The organism is Actinomadura terrae (assembly GCF_022751215.1).
GTDB lineage: Bacteria > Actinomycetota > Actinomycetes > Streptosporangiales > Streptosporangiaceae > Spirillospora > Spirillospora terrae.
In genome coordinates this window covers 796,211-811,275 of record NZ_JAICDG010000003.1, presented here as the reverse complement: position 1 = coordinate 811,275, position 15,065 = coordinate 796,211, and the positions used below count along the sequence as shown (strand labels likewise).

Below are 15,065 nucleotides of genomic sequence, written 5' to 3'. Positions count from 1 at the left end.
TCGCGCGTGGGTTGGTTCGCGATCCTGTGGGGTTGTTGCAGGGTCTGCGGGAGGTGGGTCCCGTCGTGGTGGTGCGGGTCGGGACGGTGCCGGTCTACGTGGTGAACGCGCCGGACCTGCTGCGGCGGATGCTGGTGACCGATGCCGGGTCCTTCGTCCGGGGGCGGGCCTACGATCGGGCGCGGCCGGTCCTCGGCGGCGGGCTGGCCACCTCGGACGGGGACGCGCATCTGCGCAGGCGGCGGCTGATGATGCCGTCCTTCCATCGGGCGCGGCTGCTCGGTTACACCGGCGTGCTGCGGGAGCAGGCGGAGGCGCTCGCCGGGTCGTGGCGGGACGGGCGGCGCGTCGACCTGGACGTGGCGCTGCACCGGGCGAGCGCGGCCGGGGCGCTGCGCGCGCTGCTCCGCGCCGATCTGGACGAGGCCACCGTCGCCGAGGTCGACCACTGCGTCACGGTGTTCCTCAAGGAGATCCCGCTGCGGGCCGTGCTGCCGCGTTTCGCCACGCGGCTGCCGCTGCCCGGCAACCGGCGGTTCGAACGGGTCGCCGCGCGGCTGCGGGAGATCGTCGACGGGATGGTCGAGGAGCGGCGCCGCGATCCCGGAGAGCGCGACGACCTGCTGTCGCTGCTGATGGACGCGCGGGAGGAGGGCACCGGCGCCGCCCTGTCGCCCGTGCAGCTCAGGGACGAGATCGTGACGATCCTCGCGGGCGGGTCCGAGACCGTGCCGACCACGCTGTCGTGGCTGTACCACGAGCTGGGGCGGAACCCGGAGATGCAGGTCCGGTTGCAGGGCGAGCTGGACACCGTCCTGGACGGGCGTCCCGTCGGGTTCGACGACCTCCCGCGGCTGCGCTACACGCGGCGGCTCATCGACGAGACGCTCCGGCTGCACAGCGTCGCGTGGATGATGTCGCGGCGCGCACGCGTGGACGTCGATCTCGACGGGTACCGCATCCCGGCGGGGGCGGAGTTGTTGTACAGCCCTACGACGCTTCATCGGGATCCGGTTCTTTATCCGGAGCCGCTCCGTTTCGATCCCGACCGGTGGCTGTCGCCGCCGCCGCGGGAGCATTTCGTGCCGTTCGGCGCGGGGCCCCGAAAGTGCATTGGGGATCATTTCTCCTACATTCAGCTGAGCGTGATCGTCGCGACCGTGTCCGCGCGGTGGACGGTGGCGCCCGTGCCCGGGGTCGAGGTGCGGGAGCGGGTCGCGGGCGCGTTGCGTCCGGACCGCCTGCCGATGCTGGTGTCGCGCCGGACGGCTACGGCGCGGCGGTAGGCGCGGTGCGGGCGGCGGCGAGCGCCGCCCCGGCCAGCACCGTCGAGGACGAGACGTCCCGTGGCGTGTAGAGGCTGCGTCCCACCCAGAGTTCCGGGAAGGGGCCGTCGAGGTGCTCGCGCAGGTAGCGGTGGGCGCCGACCCAGGTCGACCTGGGGACGCGCATGCCGTGGCGGGCCAGCGCGTCCAGGTTGAGGACGGCGCAGCCCGTCTCCTCCGGCGTGCCCGTCCCGTACCAGCCCCACGACCCGTCCGGCCGCTGGGTGCTGAGGAGCCAGGCCAGCGTGCCGTCCAGCGGCAGGGCGGACGCTCGTGTCAGCGCGAACGTCACCTGCGCGGTCGCGTAGTACGGGGACGCGTGCCATTTGTCGTACCACCAGGCGTCCTCGCGCCGGGTGTCCAGGAGGAACTCGACGATCTTCGCCATCGGACGCGCGTAGGCGGCGGGACGGAGCGCGAGCGCCTCCAGCACGCGGGCGTTGGGGGTGACCGATCCGTCCCGTTCGCCGGGATAGGTGAAGAAGCAGTGCTCGCCCTCGAAGTCGAGCAGGGCGTCCAGCAGGTGCGCGACCGCGTGGCCCGCCGCGTGGAGCACGATGATCGCCATGGCGGTGTCGTCGGGGTCGGGCAGCGGGAAGCCGCCGCTGAGCCCGAGGTGGCCGCGCGGTCCGAGCAGGGCCCGCAGGCGCGCGACGCGGCGGGCGGCCGACGGCGCGCGGGTATCCAGGAGCCCGCCGCGCTGGAGGTGGTGCAGTACCCAGGCCAGCTCGAACGCCTCGGTCGGGTGGAGGGACGGGACGCCGCCGTCCGCCGCGCCCACGCCCTCCAGATACGCCGCCATCCGGGGGTCCGGACCGGCCGCCCAGAGCGCGGCCGTCGCCGAGGGGGAGTTGGCGAGCGAACCGTCCGGGCTCACGAAACGCGTGAGCGCGCGCAGCGCGGGGTCGGGATCGACGGCTTCGAGGGAGTACATCAGCGACGTGGGCTCGCGGAGGAGCCGCTCCCTCGGGATGAGGTCGAGTTTCGCCTGGCGGGTCTTGGCCAGCTCGTCCCAGTCGCCGTAGGGCAGGGCCAGGCCCCGCGCGGACGCCTGGCCGAGCAGGAACGGGACGGCCAGCTCGAACCCGATCGTCTCGCCGACGTCCGCGGCCCGCCACGCGGTGGAGTGCGCGCGCAGGTGGGCCAGCCCGGCGCGGACCGCCTCCGCGCGTCCGGGCAGCGGCGGCCCCGGGTCGGTCAGGGCCATGACGGCGGCGAGGGTGCAGACGGTCCGGTCGTGGGGAAGGCCGATCTCGCCGCCCCAGGAGCCGTCCGCGCGCTGCCGGTCGACGAGCCAGCGGCGCGCGCGCGGGAACAGCACCCGGTCGCGGTCGCGCAGGCGCGACAGCCATGCCGTGGTGTACGGGCAGGGGCTGAACGTCCCGCCGTCGCCCAGGCCGTCGAGCAATACCTCCGCGCGGGCATGCAGGGACGCCCGAAATGTTCGTACGTTCATGCCGCGTGCCCGGCGTCGACACGCTCGTAGTGGCGCACGGCCCACAGCAGCTGGCGTTCCAGGGCGAGTGCGGGCCCGGGGAGCGGCCCGATGTGCGGACGCAGCGCCCGGCGGCACCGCGCGACGTACTCGCCTGAGCGCGCCCGCGCCTCGTCCGGGGTCATCCCCAGGACGAGCGCGTTCAGCACGCCCTCGCCACGCTCGCGGCGGTGCCCGCTCAGGTCGTTGGCCAGCCGGACGGCCAGGCACGCGTCCCGCAACGGCCGCGCCAGCGCGCGCAGCACCGGTGCCGGGCAGGCCATGCCCGACCACATCGCGAAGACGAGCGGGGCCAGCGCGACGCTCGCGGCGCCGTGCCGCAGGTACTCGCCCAGCGACGGCGGCGGGCCCCCGGCGGCCACCCGCCGCGCCGCCTCGTACTCGAACAGCGCCCCGACCAGCGCCGCGTCCACGGACCGGCGCCACGGGCCCGGCACGTCCGGTGCGGCGGCGATCCCGTCCCGGATCTCCGCGAGCCCCGTCCCCAGCGGGCCGGACCCCGCGGCCCCGGCCGCGACGGCGCGCAGCTCGGCCACGCCGCCGCGCAGGGCGGCAGGGTCGCGGCGGGCGGCGGGGCCGTCGGTCCAGGCGTCCAGCGCGAAGATCCACAGGCCGGTGCGGGCGACGAGGTCGGCGCCGGGCCGCGACGTCCAGGGCGCGACGAACGCGGCGAGCAGCCCGCACAGCGGCGCGAGCCCCGGGTCGAGGGGCGGCCCGAGCCGCCGCGCCCACGCGGCGGCGCGGGCGGTGATCCGGGCGGCGGCGACGGCCGCGTCCGCCGAGGCGAGAACGTCCAGACCCGGGCACGCGTCCGCTGAGATGTTCATTGAGTTCGCTGCTCCCCTATCTATGCCATCGATACGCCAGAAGTTCTGCCTGACACCTCCGATCTAAGCGGTAGGGGCGGCATCGCTGGCGCCGCTTTGCCAGGTCACCCCCCCTTTCGTTCCGGGACCTTTGCCAGGTTGTCGAGAGGTAAGGAGAAGGTCAGGGAAAGGCAATGCCGGGCCGGAACGGCCATGTCTCGCCCCGTTGTTCTGGATGGGTCCGAATACGGTGGCCCTGACCTACCGGGCGGACGATGGAGGGGATCGAACATGACGGCGACCGAGGCACCGGCACCGCCCACCGGAGCCGCCGAGCCCCCCGGAGCCGCCCCGCCCGCCGGAGACGCCCCGCGCCCGCTCGGCACCGCGTTCCAGGCCGAGCACCTCGCGCTGTTCGAGCCCGCGCTGAGCGCCGCCGTGCACCGCCTGCCCGCCGCCGTCCGCCGCGTCGCGGGCTACCACCTCGGCTGGTGGGACGAGCACGAGCGCCCGCTGTTCGGCCCGGACACCACCGACGAGGCGGCCTCGATCCGCCCGGCGCTCGCGCTGCTGTGCGGGGAGGCCGCGGGCGGCGACGCGGCCGCCGCGCTGCCCGCGGCGGTCGCGGTGGAGCTGGTCCACCACTTCACCCTGCTCCACGACGACATCATCGACGGCGGCGGGACGCGGCGGCGCAGGCCCGCGGCGTGGACGGTGTTCGGCACCGCGCAGGCCCTGCTGACCGGCGACTCCCTCATGGTCGCGGCGATGGACGTGCTCGCCGCGGGCCCCCGCGACATCGCGCCGAGGGCCCTGCACGACCTCGCGGCGGGCCTCCAGGACCTCGGCGCCGGACGCGGCGCCGAGCTGCGGCTGGCCGCCGCGCCCGCCCCGACGCCCGACGACTGCCGCGAGGTGATCGCGGGCAAGACCGCCTCGCTGCTCGGCTGCGCCTGCTCGCTCGGCACGATGTTCGGCGGCGGGAGCGCGGGCCGGGTGCGGCTGATGCGGATGTTCGGCGAGCGGCTCGGCCACGCCTCCCACCTGGCCGACGACATGCTCGGCCTCTGGGGCGACCCGCGCGGGACCGGCGGCGCCGTCCACCGCGACCTGGCCCGCCGCAAGCGGTCGCTGCCGGTCGTGGCGGCGCTCGCCTCCGGCACGGCGGCCGGACGCGAGCTGGCCGCCGCCTTCGAGACCGGGGCCGAGTTCTCCCCCGCCGTCCTGGCCCACCTGGCCGGGCTCGTCGAGCGGACGGGCGCGCGGCGGCTCGCGGCGGACGCGGCCGCCGAGCACCTCGCGGCCGCGGCGGCCTGCCTGGACGCCGCCGACCCGCCGCCCGGGCCCGCCGCGGCCCTGCGCGCGGTCATCGGCCGGGTCGCGGCCCGGATTCCCTGATCACGGCCCCGCCGGAGCCGGGACGCACGAAGTCGGGCCGGGTTCGGACGTTCGCCTTACCAGGCGCTGTCGCGCGGCTACCGTCGAGAGTCCCGGAGAACGCGGAACGGTGGCGGGAGATGAGCGCATCGACGACGGCGGACGGCGGGCGGGGCGGGAACCTGCCCGTGGGACTGCCGAGCTTCGTGGGACGGGCCGTGGAGCTCGCCGAACTGGACGGCGCCCTGGAGGAGTCGCCGCTGGTCACCCTCACGGGGGTGGGCGGCGTCGGCAAGACGCGCACCGCACTGGAGGCGGCGCGGCGCGCCCGGGGCCGGTTCCCCGACGGGATCTGGCTGGTGGAGCTGTCCCGGCTGCGCGACCCGGTGCTGCTCGTCCCGACGGTCGCGACGACGCTGCGCGTCCACGACCCCGGGACGCGGCCGCTGGCCGAGGTCCTGGCCGGGCACCTGGCGGGACGCTCCACCCTGCTCGTCCTGGACACCTGCGAGCACCTGACCGGCGCGTGCGCGGCGCTCGCGCGGGCGCTGCTGGCCGAGGCGCCCCAGCTGCGCATCCTGGCGACGTCCCGGCAGCCGCTGGAGGCCGACGGCGAGCGGGTCATCGCGCTCGCGCCGCTGCCCGTCGACCCCGGCGCCAAGGGAGACGCCGGCGACGCGGTGCGGCTGTTCGCCGAGCGGGCCCGGCACGCCGTCCCCGGGTTCGCGGTGGACGAGGCGAACCGCGACGCCGTCACGCGGCTGTGCCGGCGGCTGGACGGGCTGCCGCTCGCGCTGGAGCTGGCCGCGCCCTGGCTGCGGGTGCTGCCGGTGGAGGCCGTCGCCGACCGGCTCGACGACCGGTTCCGGATGCTCGCGCGGGGCCCCGGCCACGAGCCGGGCCGGCACGAGAGCCTGCGCACGGCGATCGGCTGGAGCCACGAGCTGTGCGGGCCCGCCGAGCGGCTGCTGTGGGCGCGGGCGTCGGTGTTCGCCGCCGACTTCGACCGGCAGACCGTCCAGGAGGTGTGCGCGGGCGGGCCGCTCACCGCCGCCGAGCTGCCGCGCGTGCTGGCACGGCTGGTGCACAAGTCGGTGCTGACGTGCGACGGGACGGGCCCGCACGCCCGCTACGGGATGCTCGACACGGTCCGCGAGTACGGCGCGCGGTGGCTGCGGGAGCTGGGCGAGGAGCAGGAGATCGCGCGCCGGCACCGCGCCTTCCACCTCGCGATGGCCCGCCGCGCCTACGCCTTCTGGATGGGCGGGCGGCAGATCGACTGGTACGAGCGCGTCCGGGCCGTCCACCCGGACGTGCGGGCGGCGCTGGAGGGCGCGCTCGCCGACCCGCGCGACGGCGACGACGCGGTCGAGCTGGCGGGCGCGCTGTGGTTCTACTGGTACGCGTGCGGCTACCAGCGCGAGGGGCGCCACTTCCTCGAACGGGCGCTCGCCGTCTCGTCCAGGCCCGGTCTCGCGCGGACGCGCGCGGCGTGGGCGCGCGGGCTGATCACGCTCGCCCAGGGCGACCTCGCGGCGGCCGACCAGTGCGTCGAGATCTGCCGCGCGGACACCGGGCGGCTCGCCGCGACGGCCGCCGAGTTCCTGGCCGGATCGTCGATGACGCTGCGCGGCCGGAACGCCGAGGCCCTGCGGATGATGCGGGCGCTGCGGCCCGACCCGGCGCGCGGCGGCGTGGACGAGGCGATCTGGTTTCTGGAGCGCGGCGTCCGCGCGTTCGCGCACGTCCAGCTCGGCCAGCTGGCGGAGGCGGCGGAGCTGGCGCGGGAGTCGCGGACGCACAGCGCCGAGCGCGGCGAACGCTGCCTCCAGGCGTGGGCCGACTACGTGCACGCGCTCGCGGAGCTGGGCCTCGGCCATCCCGAGGAGGCCGCCGCGCACGCCCGCGACGCGCTGGTGGCCAAGCGCCCGCTGAACGACACCTGGTTCCTCGCCCTGTGCGTGGACGCGCTGTCGCTGGCCCTCGCCGCGACCGGGGAGGCCGAGCCCGCGGCGCGGCTCATCGGGGTCGGGCAGCGGCTGTGGCGCTCGCACGGCCTCCCCCAGCTCGGTTCGCCCGAGCTGGTCGCGGCGCGCCGGGAGTGCGAGCGGGGCCTGCGCGCCGCGCTCGGGGACGAGGGCTACGAGGCCGCCCACACCGCCGGGCTCCGCATGCCGACCGAGGACGGCCTCGACTACGCCCTCGCCCCGGCCGGCCCGCCCTCCGAGGACGACGCGGGACGGAACTGATGATCTCTTGGGCCCGGCGCGGGATTGCGGCGCGGGCCCACGGGAGGCCGCCCCACCTCTGTCCGACATTCCGGATGCGCGTTCGCCGTGCCGTTGCCATTCGCTTACCCGGCGGTGGGCATTGCCCCGGGCACCGGGGGCATCAACAGGACTCCGTGCGCATTCCGGGCGATTGGGGGGACGCGACGATGTGGGACTACGCGGGCCGGGACACGGCGATCGACTTCGGCAGCGCGACCGTGCGGATGCACGTCAGGGGCCGCGGGGTCGTGTGCCGAGAACCGTCGCTGCTGGCCCGCTCACGGCGGAGCGGGCGGATCCTCGCGCTCGGCGTCCCGGCCCAGCAGATGGCGGGACGGAGCCCCGACGTCAGGCTCGTGCGGCCGATCCGCGAGGGCGCGCCGACCGAGACCGACGAGGCCGAGTACCTGATGCGCCATCTCGTCCGCACCCACCACCGGCGCCACTACATGGCGCGGCCCCGGCTGGTCATGACGGTGCCGAGCGGGCTGTCGTCCGTCCACTACCGTGCCCTCCAGTTCTCCGCCTACCAGGCGGGCGCGCGCCGCCTCACGCTCGTGCCGACGCCCATCGCCGCCGCCGTCGGCATGGGGCTGATCGAGTCCGGCCCGGAGATCGCGGTCGTCGCCGACATCGGCGCGGAGGTCACCGACGTCGGCGTGATCGCGTTCGGCGGGCTGGTCACCTCGCACACCGCGCACGTCGGCGGGTCCACGCTGGACCGCGCGATCGCCGCGCTCGTCCGGCGCGAGCACGGGGTGGCGCTGTCGCCCGCCGCCGCCGAGGCCGCCAAGATCGCGGTCGGCGCGGTGCCGCCGATCGGACGGCACCCGGCGCGGCAGGCCGCGGTCGAGGGACGGGAGGTCACGACCGGGCTGCCCCGGCGGCTGGTGCTCACCACCACCGACGTGCAGCGCGCGATCGAGGGCCCGGTCACGCGGATCGTCGAGGCGATCCGGACCGGGCTCGGCGGCTGCTCCCCCGAGATCTCCGGCGAGCTGCTCAGCGTCGGCGTCACGCTGACCGGCGGATCGGCGCGGCTGCCCGGCCTGGACCGGCTCGTCCGCGAGCGCACCGGCCTGGACGCCTGGCTCGGCGACGACACCGGCGACGCGGCCGTGATCGGTGCGGCGGGCGTCCTGCGCGCGGCGGGCTCCCAGCCGTCCGCCCACGACATCACGCCCCACCCGCAACCCCTGACGACCGTCCCGCAGTATTGACCCTTCGCCAAGCTCCCCCATATCGGGAAAAGGGGGCGTGACGAGCACGGGTTTGGTGACCGTGCGGTCGTTTGCTGCGCGGCGCGGCGGTCGCGGCGTCACGATGGGTGCATGGCCAGCGAGGGCATGCCCGGATACGACCTGATCAACCTCGTCCGGGATCTCGGGCCCGTCGAGGCGGTCCGCGACCAGGAGTCCGCCGAGCGGATGCGCGTGTACCCCAAGATCGTGGGCGCGGGGCCGCCGGACTTCGGCGTCGCCGAGCGGTCCGGCGGCGCGTGGCGGATCCGGCATCTCGGCGCGCTGGAGCCCTACGGGGCGCGCATCGACCTCGCGATGCACCTGCGCCACAGCGCCGGGCGGCACGAGCGGCGCGTCCGGGAGAGGATGCTCGCGATCGCCGACCGGTGCGACCCCGAGGTGGGCGAGCAGACGGGCGAGACCGACTTCGCGGTGGGCGGGCTCCGGTACCGGATCGTCCGGGTGCTGGGCTTCACCCGGTTCGGCGAGGACGGCCCCGAGCCCGCGCGCCCGACCGACACCGAGGAGGGCCCGCTGCGCTCGTTCCTCATCGACCCGACCGCGCCGGTCGGGCCGTCGGACGCGGCGCTGCGGCTGGAGCTGCTGAGCCTGCTGCCCGCCGCCGGGACCGTCCCGGAGGCGGTGCGCCGGGAGGCGGTCGCCGCGATCCGCGAGCATCCGGGCGTGGTGCTGCTGCCGCCGGAGTTCACCGTCGCCGAGGACCTCGACGACCGGTGGCGGCCGCTCACCGGCGGCGACGGCCCGCAGGACGCCCGGGACGCGCTCGCGCACTACTTCCGCGTGATCCTGCCCCGGCACGCGCCGGGCGGCGGGCCGCCGCCGAGCAAGGGCGAGCTGGCCGAGTACGCGCGCGCCGCCGACCAGGTCGACGCCGAGCGGGGCGTGGAGTTCGTGGCGTGCGGGCGGCGGTTCCGCATCGTCCGCGTGGTGCGGATGGTCCGGGTCGGCCCGGACGGGCCCGAGCCCGCCCGCCCCTCCGACGAGGACCCGGGCGACGGCTGAGCACGGAGGACCCGGCGACGGCTGAACGCGATCTTCATCCCGGGGAACCGAGGGCGGAATGTCCGCTGTTTCGCTAGGCTGCCGCACGGCAGGGCCGTAGCGCAGAGGTCGTCGCGCCACCGCAGCTCGCTGGAGGACGCCGGTTCGAATCCGGTCGGCTCTGCCCCATCCGTCCCCGGGGAGCGAGGAGCGCCGTGCCGACCGTCCCGGCCGAGGATGCGCCGGACCCGGCCGACCTCGCCGCGTGCCTGCGGCTGCTGGAGCGGGCGCGGCACGCCGACCCGGGCGATCCGCGCTGGCGGGCCGTGCACGAGGCCGCCTCGCAGGTGCACCGGTCGGGCAAGAAGGCCCGCCGGACGGCCCGCGCCGCCGAACGCCGCCGCCGCGACCTCGCCGCGCTCGCGTCCACGACCCGCTTCCAGGACCAGAACCCCTCACCCGAGCTGGAATCCGCCGCGCCGCCGGACGGCGCGTGGCGGACGCTCGTGGCGGCGCGGCGCTGCTACGTGTGCAAGACCCCCTACCGGGACGTCCATCCCGACTACCACCTGCTGTGCCCGGAGTGCGCGCGGGAGAACGCGGCGCGCCGGCACGCGCGCTGCGACCTGCGCGGGCGCCGCGCCGTCGTGACCGGCGGCCGCGTGAAGATCGGCTTCCAGGTCGCGCTGAAGCTGCTGCGGGACGGCGCGGAGGTGCTGGTCACCACCCGGTTCCCGCGCGACGCGGCGCGCCGGTTCGCGGCGGTCGGCGACCACGGCGACTGGATCGGGCGGCTGCACGTCCACGGCGTCGACCTGCTCGACCTGCCCGGCGTGGCGGGGCTGCTGGACGCGGTGCACGACCGGTTCGACCATCTGGACGTCCTGGTCAACAACGCGGCGCAGACCGTCCGGCGGCCGCCGGCCTACCACCGGGAGGTGCGCGCGGCGGAGGCGCTGCCGCTGACCGGCCCGGCCGCGCGGGTGGACGTCGCGGAGGGCGTCCGCGCGTCCCTGGCCCCGGCGCACGGCGCGATCGCGGCGCTCGCGGCACGGGACGACGCGCTGTTCCCCCTCGGCCGCACGGACGAGACCGGTGAGCCGCTCGACCTGCGCGACCGCAACAGCTGGACGCTGCGGCTGCACGAGGTCGACCCCGCCGAGTGGGCCGAGGTGCACATGGTGAACGCGTTCGCGCCGTTCCTGCTGACGGCGCGGCTGCGCGGGCTGCTGGAGGCCTCGCCCCGGCCCGACCGGTACGTGGTGCAGGTGTCGGCGATGGAGGGCAGCTTCGCCCGCCGCGACAAGACCGTCCGCCACCCGCACACCAACATGGCCAAGGCGGCGCTGAACATGCTGACCCGCACGTCGGCGGCCGACTACGCGGCGGCGGGCATCCACATGACCAGCGTCGACACCGGCTGGGTGACCGACGAGCGCCCGCATCCGGGCAGGCTCGCGCAGCGGGAGGCGGGGTTCCGGCCGCCGCTGGACGTGATCGACGGCGCCGCCCGCGTGTACGACCCGATCGTGCGGGGCGTCGGCGGCGAGCGGCTGTCCGGGCTGTTCCTGAAGGACTACCGACCGGTGGAGTGGTGATGGCTCCGACCCCCGTGCGCTGCCCCGCGATCGAGCACCCGGACGTGCCGCTCGCCGACCCCGCCGCGCTCGACCCGCTGCTGGCGCGGCTCGCCGAGGGCGCACCGCCCGAGGCCGACGAGGGCTTCCCGCTCGGGACGCTCTGCCGCGACGGGCGCGTGGACCTGTGCAAGCGGGGCCTCGGCGCGGCGGGCGTCGCGCGGCTCGTCCCGGCGGCGGTCGCGTCCCCGCACGCGGCGCACCTGCTGCTCGGCACGAACGCGATGGGCGACGCGGGCGCCCGGGCGATCGCGGACGCCCTCGCCCCCGGCCACGGTCTGAGCACGCTCTACCTCGGCTGCAACCGCGTCGGCGAGGCCGGCGCGGCCGCGCTGGCCCGGCGGCTCGCCTCCGACGGCGAGGTGCGGGCGCTGTGGCTGAAGCGCAACCCGGTGGGCGACGCGGGCGCCACGGCGCTCGCCGCGATGCTGCGGACCAACCGGACGATCCGCACGCTCGACCTGGTCAACACAGGTCTCGGCGTGGCGGGCCTGCGTGCGCTGCTCGACGCGCTGGCAGCGCGGGACGCACCGCTGGAGCGGCTGTTCCTCGGCGGCAACGGGCTCGGCCCGGACGCGGCGCCCCTGCTCGCCGCGCTGCTGCGCGACGCGGGCGTCCGCGAGCTGTACGTGCCGGTGAACCATCTGGGCGACGACGGCGCGGCGATCCTGGCGGACGCCGCGCGGTGCGGGGAGCGTCCCGTCCGGCTCGGGCTGGGCGGGAACGGCGTCGGGCCCGCCGGAGCACGGGCCCTCGCGGCGGCGCTCGACCGGATCGAGGCGCTCGACCTCGGCCGCCCGCCGTCGGAGCGCGCGCTCGGCGCGCCGTCCAACGCGACCGGCGATGAGGGGGCGGCGGCGCTCGCCGAGGCGCTCCCCGGCAGCCCGCTCCGCCGTCTCGAACTGCGGCACAGCGGCGTCACCGGACGCGGCGCCAAGGCCCTGCTCGCGCGGGTCAGCGACGGGACGCGGCTGGAGTATCTCGGGTTCGGGCCGGGCGTGCCGCGCCGGGTGAAGCGGGCCGTCGCGGGGTTCCTGCGCCCCGCCACCCGCGCCCACCCGGACATGCGCGCGATCGTGAGCGTCTACCGGTGACCGGGACCTCCCGGGAGGCCCTGGTCGCCGCGCTCCGGATCCGCCGGCACGCCGTGCCCCGCTCGATGATCGAGAAGGCCACCGAGCGGCGGCTGGCGGGCGACTGGCGCGGGGCATGCGCGGCGGCGAACGTCGACGTCGCGTTCGACCTCGCCGACGTCGCGGGAAGGTCCGGCGCCAAGGTCGCGTCCCGGCTGGAGGACGACCTGCGGCACTTCGCGCCCGACCTGCTGCGCTGGCACCTCCCCCGGGCCGGCGGCGGCCAGACGGCCGTCGCCCCCAGGGAGGTGCTCTGCCTGGCGAGCTACGGCAAGGGCTCCCGCACGGCCGTCCTCCAGGTGGTCGCGCCGCGCCACGTCCACGGGCCGCAGCGGCTGCGGCTGGCCGTGCTCCCCTGGCCCGAGGGGGCACGGGACTGGACGTCGGCACCGCACCTGTTCGACGCCCGCCGGTCCGGGGACCTGCTCCGCTACTGCGGCGACGGGGACCGCGCCCCCTTCTTCCACCCGGACGGCACGCCGCTGGCACCGGACGAGCTGCCCGCGTCCCCGCCGGAGGGCGGGCCCGCGCTCCACGAGTGGACCGCTCTCGCCTGGGAGCGCGGCGACGTCGAGGCCGCCTTCGACGCCGTCGGCATCGACTTCGACCTGACCGGCGACGAGCGGTACCCGCGCTGGCTCAACGCGGCGACGTTCGCGTCGGCGCCGGTGGCGCCCGCGCTGCTCGCGCGCGAGATCGCCCGCCACCTGGGCGGAGTGTCCCCCCTGTGGGTGGCGGTGCGGCCGTATCAGGAGCTGGTCGTGCGGGCGGACGGGAAGCGCGCGCGCCCGCTCCTGCGGCCCGTGTCGCGCAAGGAGCGCGACAGGCCGGCCGTGCGGCTGGCCGAGCACCGGTGGCGCCGGCTGCCCGACCTCGACCTGCTGCGCGCCGGGATGGTGACGCCGGAGGAGCTGCACCCGCTGGTCACGGCGGCGCTGTTCCCGGGCCACCCGCCCGCCTCGGGCCCGCCGGGGATGGTGCCTCCCGGGCCGACGCGGGTGCGGTGCGAGGGCGAGTGGCACGAGGTCATGTCGGGCGGTCACGGGCTGCTGGTGCCGCACACCGCCGAGGAGCAGCAGCGTGAAGGCGCGCTGCTCGCGCTGGGCGGGCGGACCCAGGGCTGCTTCGCCGTCCAGCGGTCGTGGCGGGGCGGCGGGTTGCTGCCGCGCGTCCTGCGCGAGTTCCGGCGCGAGGTGTTCCTGTGCGTGCAGCACGGCGACACCGAGGCCGTGCTGCGGCTGCTGGACGAGGGGCTCGACCCGTTCGTCCGGGACGGGCGCAGGCGCACGCTGCTGCACCAGATCCACATGGTGGACCACGAGGTGCTGCTGCCGAGGCTGCTGGACGCCGGGCTCGGCCTTGAGGGCACCGACCACGAGAATCGGACCCCGCTGCACGTCGCGGTCGGCGAGTTCGGCTCGCCGGAGGTGGTCCGCGCGCTGGTCGAGGCGGGCGCCCGCACCGGCGTGCGGGACGTCCACGGACGGTCCCTCGCCAAGATGATCAAGGTGTACCAGCGGACGGAGCTGGACTGGCTCCGCGACGGAGCGCAACGATGAGCGCCGACCCGCTCGCGGCGGCCGACGAGCTGAACGACCACGTCGGCGCGGCCCGCACCGAGCCCGCCCGCAGCGTCCAGCTGGAGGCGCTGGCGCTCGCGGTGTCGGCGAACGTGCCCGTGCTGCTGTGGGGCGAGCCGGGCATCGGCAAGACGGCGGGCGTGGAGCGGCTCGCCGCGCGGCTCGGCGTCCCGCTGGAGACGGTGATCGCGAGCGTGCACGAGCCGTCGGACTTCGCCGGGCTGCCGGTCATCGGCGACGACCCGGCCGCGACGGGCGTGCCGATGGCGCCGCCCGACTGGGCGGTGCGGCTCGCGGCCGCCGGACGCGGCGTCGTGTTCTTCGACGAGCTGTCCTCGGCGCCGCCCGCGGTGCAGGCGGCGCTGCTGCGGGTCGTGCTGGAGCGGCGGGTGGGCAGCCTCGCGCTGCCCGGCCGGGTCCGGGTGGTCGCCGCCGCGAACCCGCCGGCGAGCGCGGCGGACGGCTGGCACCTGAGCCCGCCGCTCGCGAACCGGTTCGTGCACCTGCGCTGGACGCACGACCCGAGGACGGTCGCGCGCGGCATGGCGGGCACCTGGCCGGAGCCGGCCGTGCCCGTCGTGGACGCGGCGCGGGTGCCCTCGGCGGTCGCGCGGGCGCGCGGCGCGGTGTCGGGGTTCCTCACGGCGCGTCCGGGGCTGGCGCACCACCTGCCGTCCGACGCGGAGGCGCGCGGCGGGGCGTGGCCGTCGCCGCGCAGCTGGGAGATGGCGCTGCGGCTCCTCGCGACCGGTTACGCGGCCGGCGCCGGGCCATACTCCCGTGGGGGGACGACCATCCACACCCCCCGGAACGACCCGGACGCGCTCGCCGCCGCGCTGGTCGGCGCGGTCGGCGACGGCGCCGGACTGGAGCTGCTGTCCTACCTGGAGGAGCTCGACCTGCCCGATCCCTACCGGGTGCTCGCCGACCCGTCGGCGTTCGCGCTGCCGGGACGCGGCGACCGGCAGCTCGCGTTCCTGACCGCCGTCGTCGTGGCCGTCCAGGCCGACCCGACCCGCGAGCGCTGGGAGGCGGGGTGGGACGTGCTGGCCAAGGCGGTGGAGGCGGGCGTGCCCGACGTCGCGGCGCGGGCGGCGGGCGACCTCGCCGCGCTCCGCGACCCCGCCTGGCCCGTCCCGCGCGGGATCGACGCGTTCGTCGACCTGCTGCGGGTGTCGGGCGCGCTGCCCGGCGGCTAG

At 76.8% G+C, this 15,065-nt stretch carries 11 protein-coding genes and 1 tRNA gene; 10 read left to right on the top strand and 2 right to left on the bottom strand.

Features of this window, described 5'->3' with window-relative positions:
* Window positions 1–32 precede the first annotated feature (32 nt).
* Window positions 33–1,286, top strand: a complete 1,254-nt coding sequence (locus K2F47_RS23360) for a cytochrome P450 (protein ID WP_242907092.1) — start codon at window positions 33–35, stop codon at window positions 1,284–1,286.
* Here K2F47_RS23360 and K2F47_RS23355 read toward each other — a convergent pair.
* The gene (locus tag K2F47_RS23355) at window positions 1,270–2,781 is read right to left on the bottom strand and encodes a prenyltransferase/squalene oxidase repeat-containing protein (RefSeq protein WP_242907090.1); all 1,512 of its coding nucleotides are present in this window, start codon (window positions 2,779–2,781) and stop codon (window positions 1,270–1,272) included. The genes K2F47_RS23360 and K2F47_RS23355 overlap by 17 nt on opposite strands.
* Window positions 2,778–3,647, bottom strand: coding sequence for a terpene synthase family protein (locus tag K2F47_RS23350; protein WP_242907088.1), 870 nt, complete (start codon window positions 3,645–3,647; stop codon window positions 2,778–2,780). Before K2F47_RS23350 ends, K2F47_RS23355 begins: the two co-directional genes overlap by 4 nt.
* A 270-nt stretch (window positions 3,648–3,917) precedes the next feature.
* On the opposite strand from K2F47_RS23350, the gene K2F47_RS23345 reads away from it, so the two are divergent.
* The 9 genes from K2F47_RS23345 (at window position 3,918) to K2F47_RS23305 (ending at window position 15,065) form a co-directional block, all read left to right on the top strand.
* A complete protein-coding gene (locus tag K2F47_RS23345; RefSeq protein ID WP_242907086.1) occupies window positions 3,918–5,024 on the top strand; it encodes a polyprenyl synthetase family protein in 1,107 nt (368 codons plus the stop codon).
* Window positions 5,025–5,143: 119 nt separating this feature from the next.
* The gene (locus tag K2F47_RS23340) at window positions 5,144–7,252 is read left to right on the top strand and encodes an ATP-binding protein (RefSeq protein ID WP_242907084.1); all 2,109 of its coding nucleotides are present in this window, start codon (window positions 5,144–5,146) and stop codon (window positions 7,250–7,252) included.
* A 188-nt stretch (window positions 7,253–7,440) separates the two neighbouring features.
* Window positions 7,441–8,493, top strand: a complete 1,053-nt coding sequence (locus tag K2F47_RS23335) for a rod shape-determining protein (protein WP_242907082.1) — start codon at window positions 7,441–7,443, stop codon at window positions 8,491–8,493.
* A 111-nt stretch (window positions 8,494–8,604) separates the two neighbouring features.
* The gene (locus K2F47_RS23330; RefSeq protein WP_242907080.1) at window positions 8,605–9,537 is read left to right on the top strand and encodes a DUF5954 family protein; all 933 of its coding nucleotides are present in this window, start codon (window positions 8,605–8,607) and stop codon (window positions 9,535–9,537) included.
* Between the two features lie 90 nt (window positions 9,538–9,627).
* Window positions 9,628–9,700: transfer RNA gene (locus K2F47_RS23325), tRNA-Leu, on the top strand.
* Between the two features lie 31 nt (window positions 9,701–9,731).
* Window positions 9,732–11,114, top strand: a complete 1,383-nt coding sequence (locus K2F47_RS23320) for an SDR family NAD(P)-dependent oxidoreductase (RefSeq protein ID WP_242907078.1) — start codon at window positions 9,732–9,734, stop codon at window positions 11,112–11,114.
* Window positions 11,114–12,247, top strand: coding sequence for a leucine-rich repeat domain-containing protein (locus tag K2F47_RS23315; protein ID WP_242907076.1), 1,134 nt, complete (start codon window positions 11,114–11,116; stop codon window positions 12,245–12,247). The genes K2F47_RS23320 and K2F47_RS23315 overlap by 1 nt, the downstream gene beginning before the upstream one ends.
* Window positions 12,244–13,845 carry an ankyrin repeat domain-containing protein gene (locus tag K2F47_RS41475; RefSeq protein ID WP_242907074.1) on the top strand — a complete coding sequence of 534 codons (1,602 nt, stop codon included), beginning with the start codon at window positions 12,244–12,246 and terminating at the stop codon, window positions 13,843–13,845. The genes K2F47_RS23315 and K2F47_RS41475 overlap by 4 nt, the downstream gene beginning before the upstream one ends.
* Window positions 13,842–15,065 carry an AAA family ATPase gene (locus tag K2F47_RS23305; RefSeq protein WP_242907072.1) on the top strand — a complete coding sequence of 408 codons (1,224 nt, stop codon included), beginning with the start codon at window positions 13,842–13,844 and terminating at the stop codon, window positions 15,063–15,065. Before K2F47_RS41475 ends, K2F47_RS23305 begins: the two co-directional genes overlap by 4 nt.

Coding starts and splice junctions, on each gene's coding strand:
- K2F47_RS23355 (WP_242907090.1), bottom strand. CDS start 2,781: ATGAACGTACGAACATTTCGGGCGTCCCTGCATGCCCGCGCGGAGGTA.
- K2F47_RS23330 (WP_242907080.1), top strand. CDS start 8,605: ATGGCCAGCGAGGGCATGCCCGGATACGACCTGATCAACCTCGTCCGG.
- K2F47_RS23350 (WP_242907088.1), bottom strand. CDS start 3,647: ATGAACATCTCAGCGGACGCGTGCCCGGGTCTGGACGTTCTCGCCTCG.
- K2F47_RS23315 (WP_242907076.1), top strand. CDS start 11,114: ATGGCTCCGACCCCCGTGCGCTGCCCCGCGATCGAGCACCCGGACGTG.
- K2F47_RS23340 (WP_242907084.1), top strand. CDS start 5,144: ATGAGCGCATCGACGACGGCGGACGGCGGGCGGGGCGGGAACCTGCCC.
- K2F47_RS23345 (WP_242907086.1), top strand. CDS start 3,918: ATGACGGCGACCGAGGCACCGGCACCGCCCACCGGAGCCGCCGAGCCC.
- K2F47_RS23305 (WP_242907072.1), top strand. CDS start 13,842: ATGAGCGCCGACCCGCTCGCGGCGGCCGACGAGCTGAACGACCACGTC.
- K2F47_RS23335 (WP_242907082.1), top strand. CDS start 7,441: ATGTGGGACTACGCGGGCCGGGACACGGCGATCGACTTCGGCAGCGCG.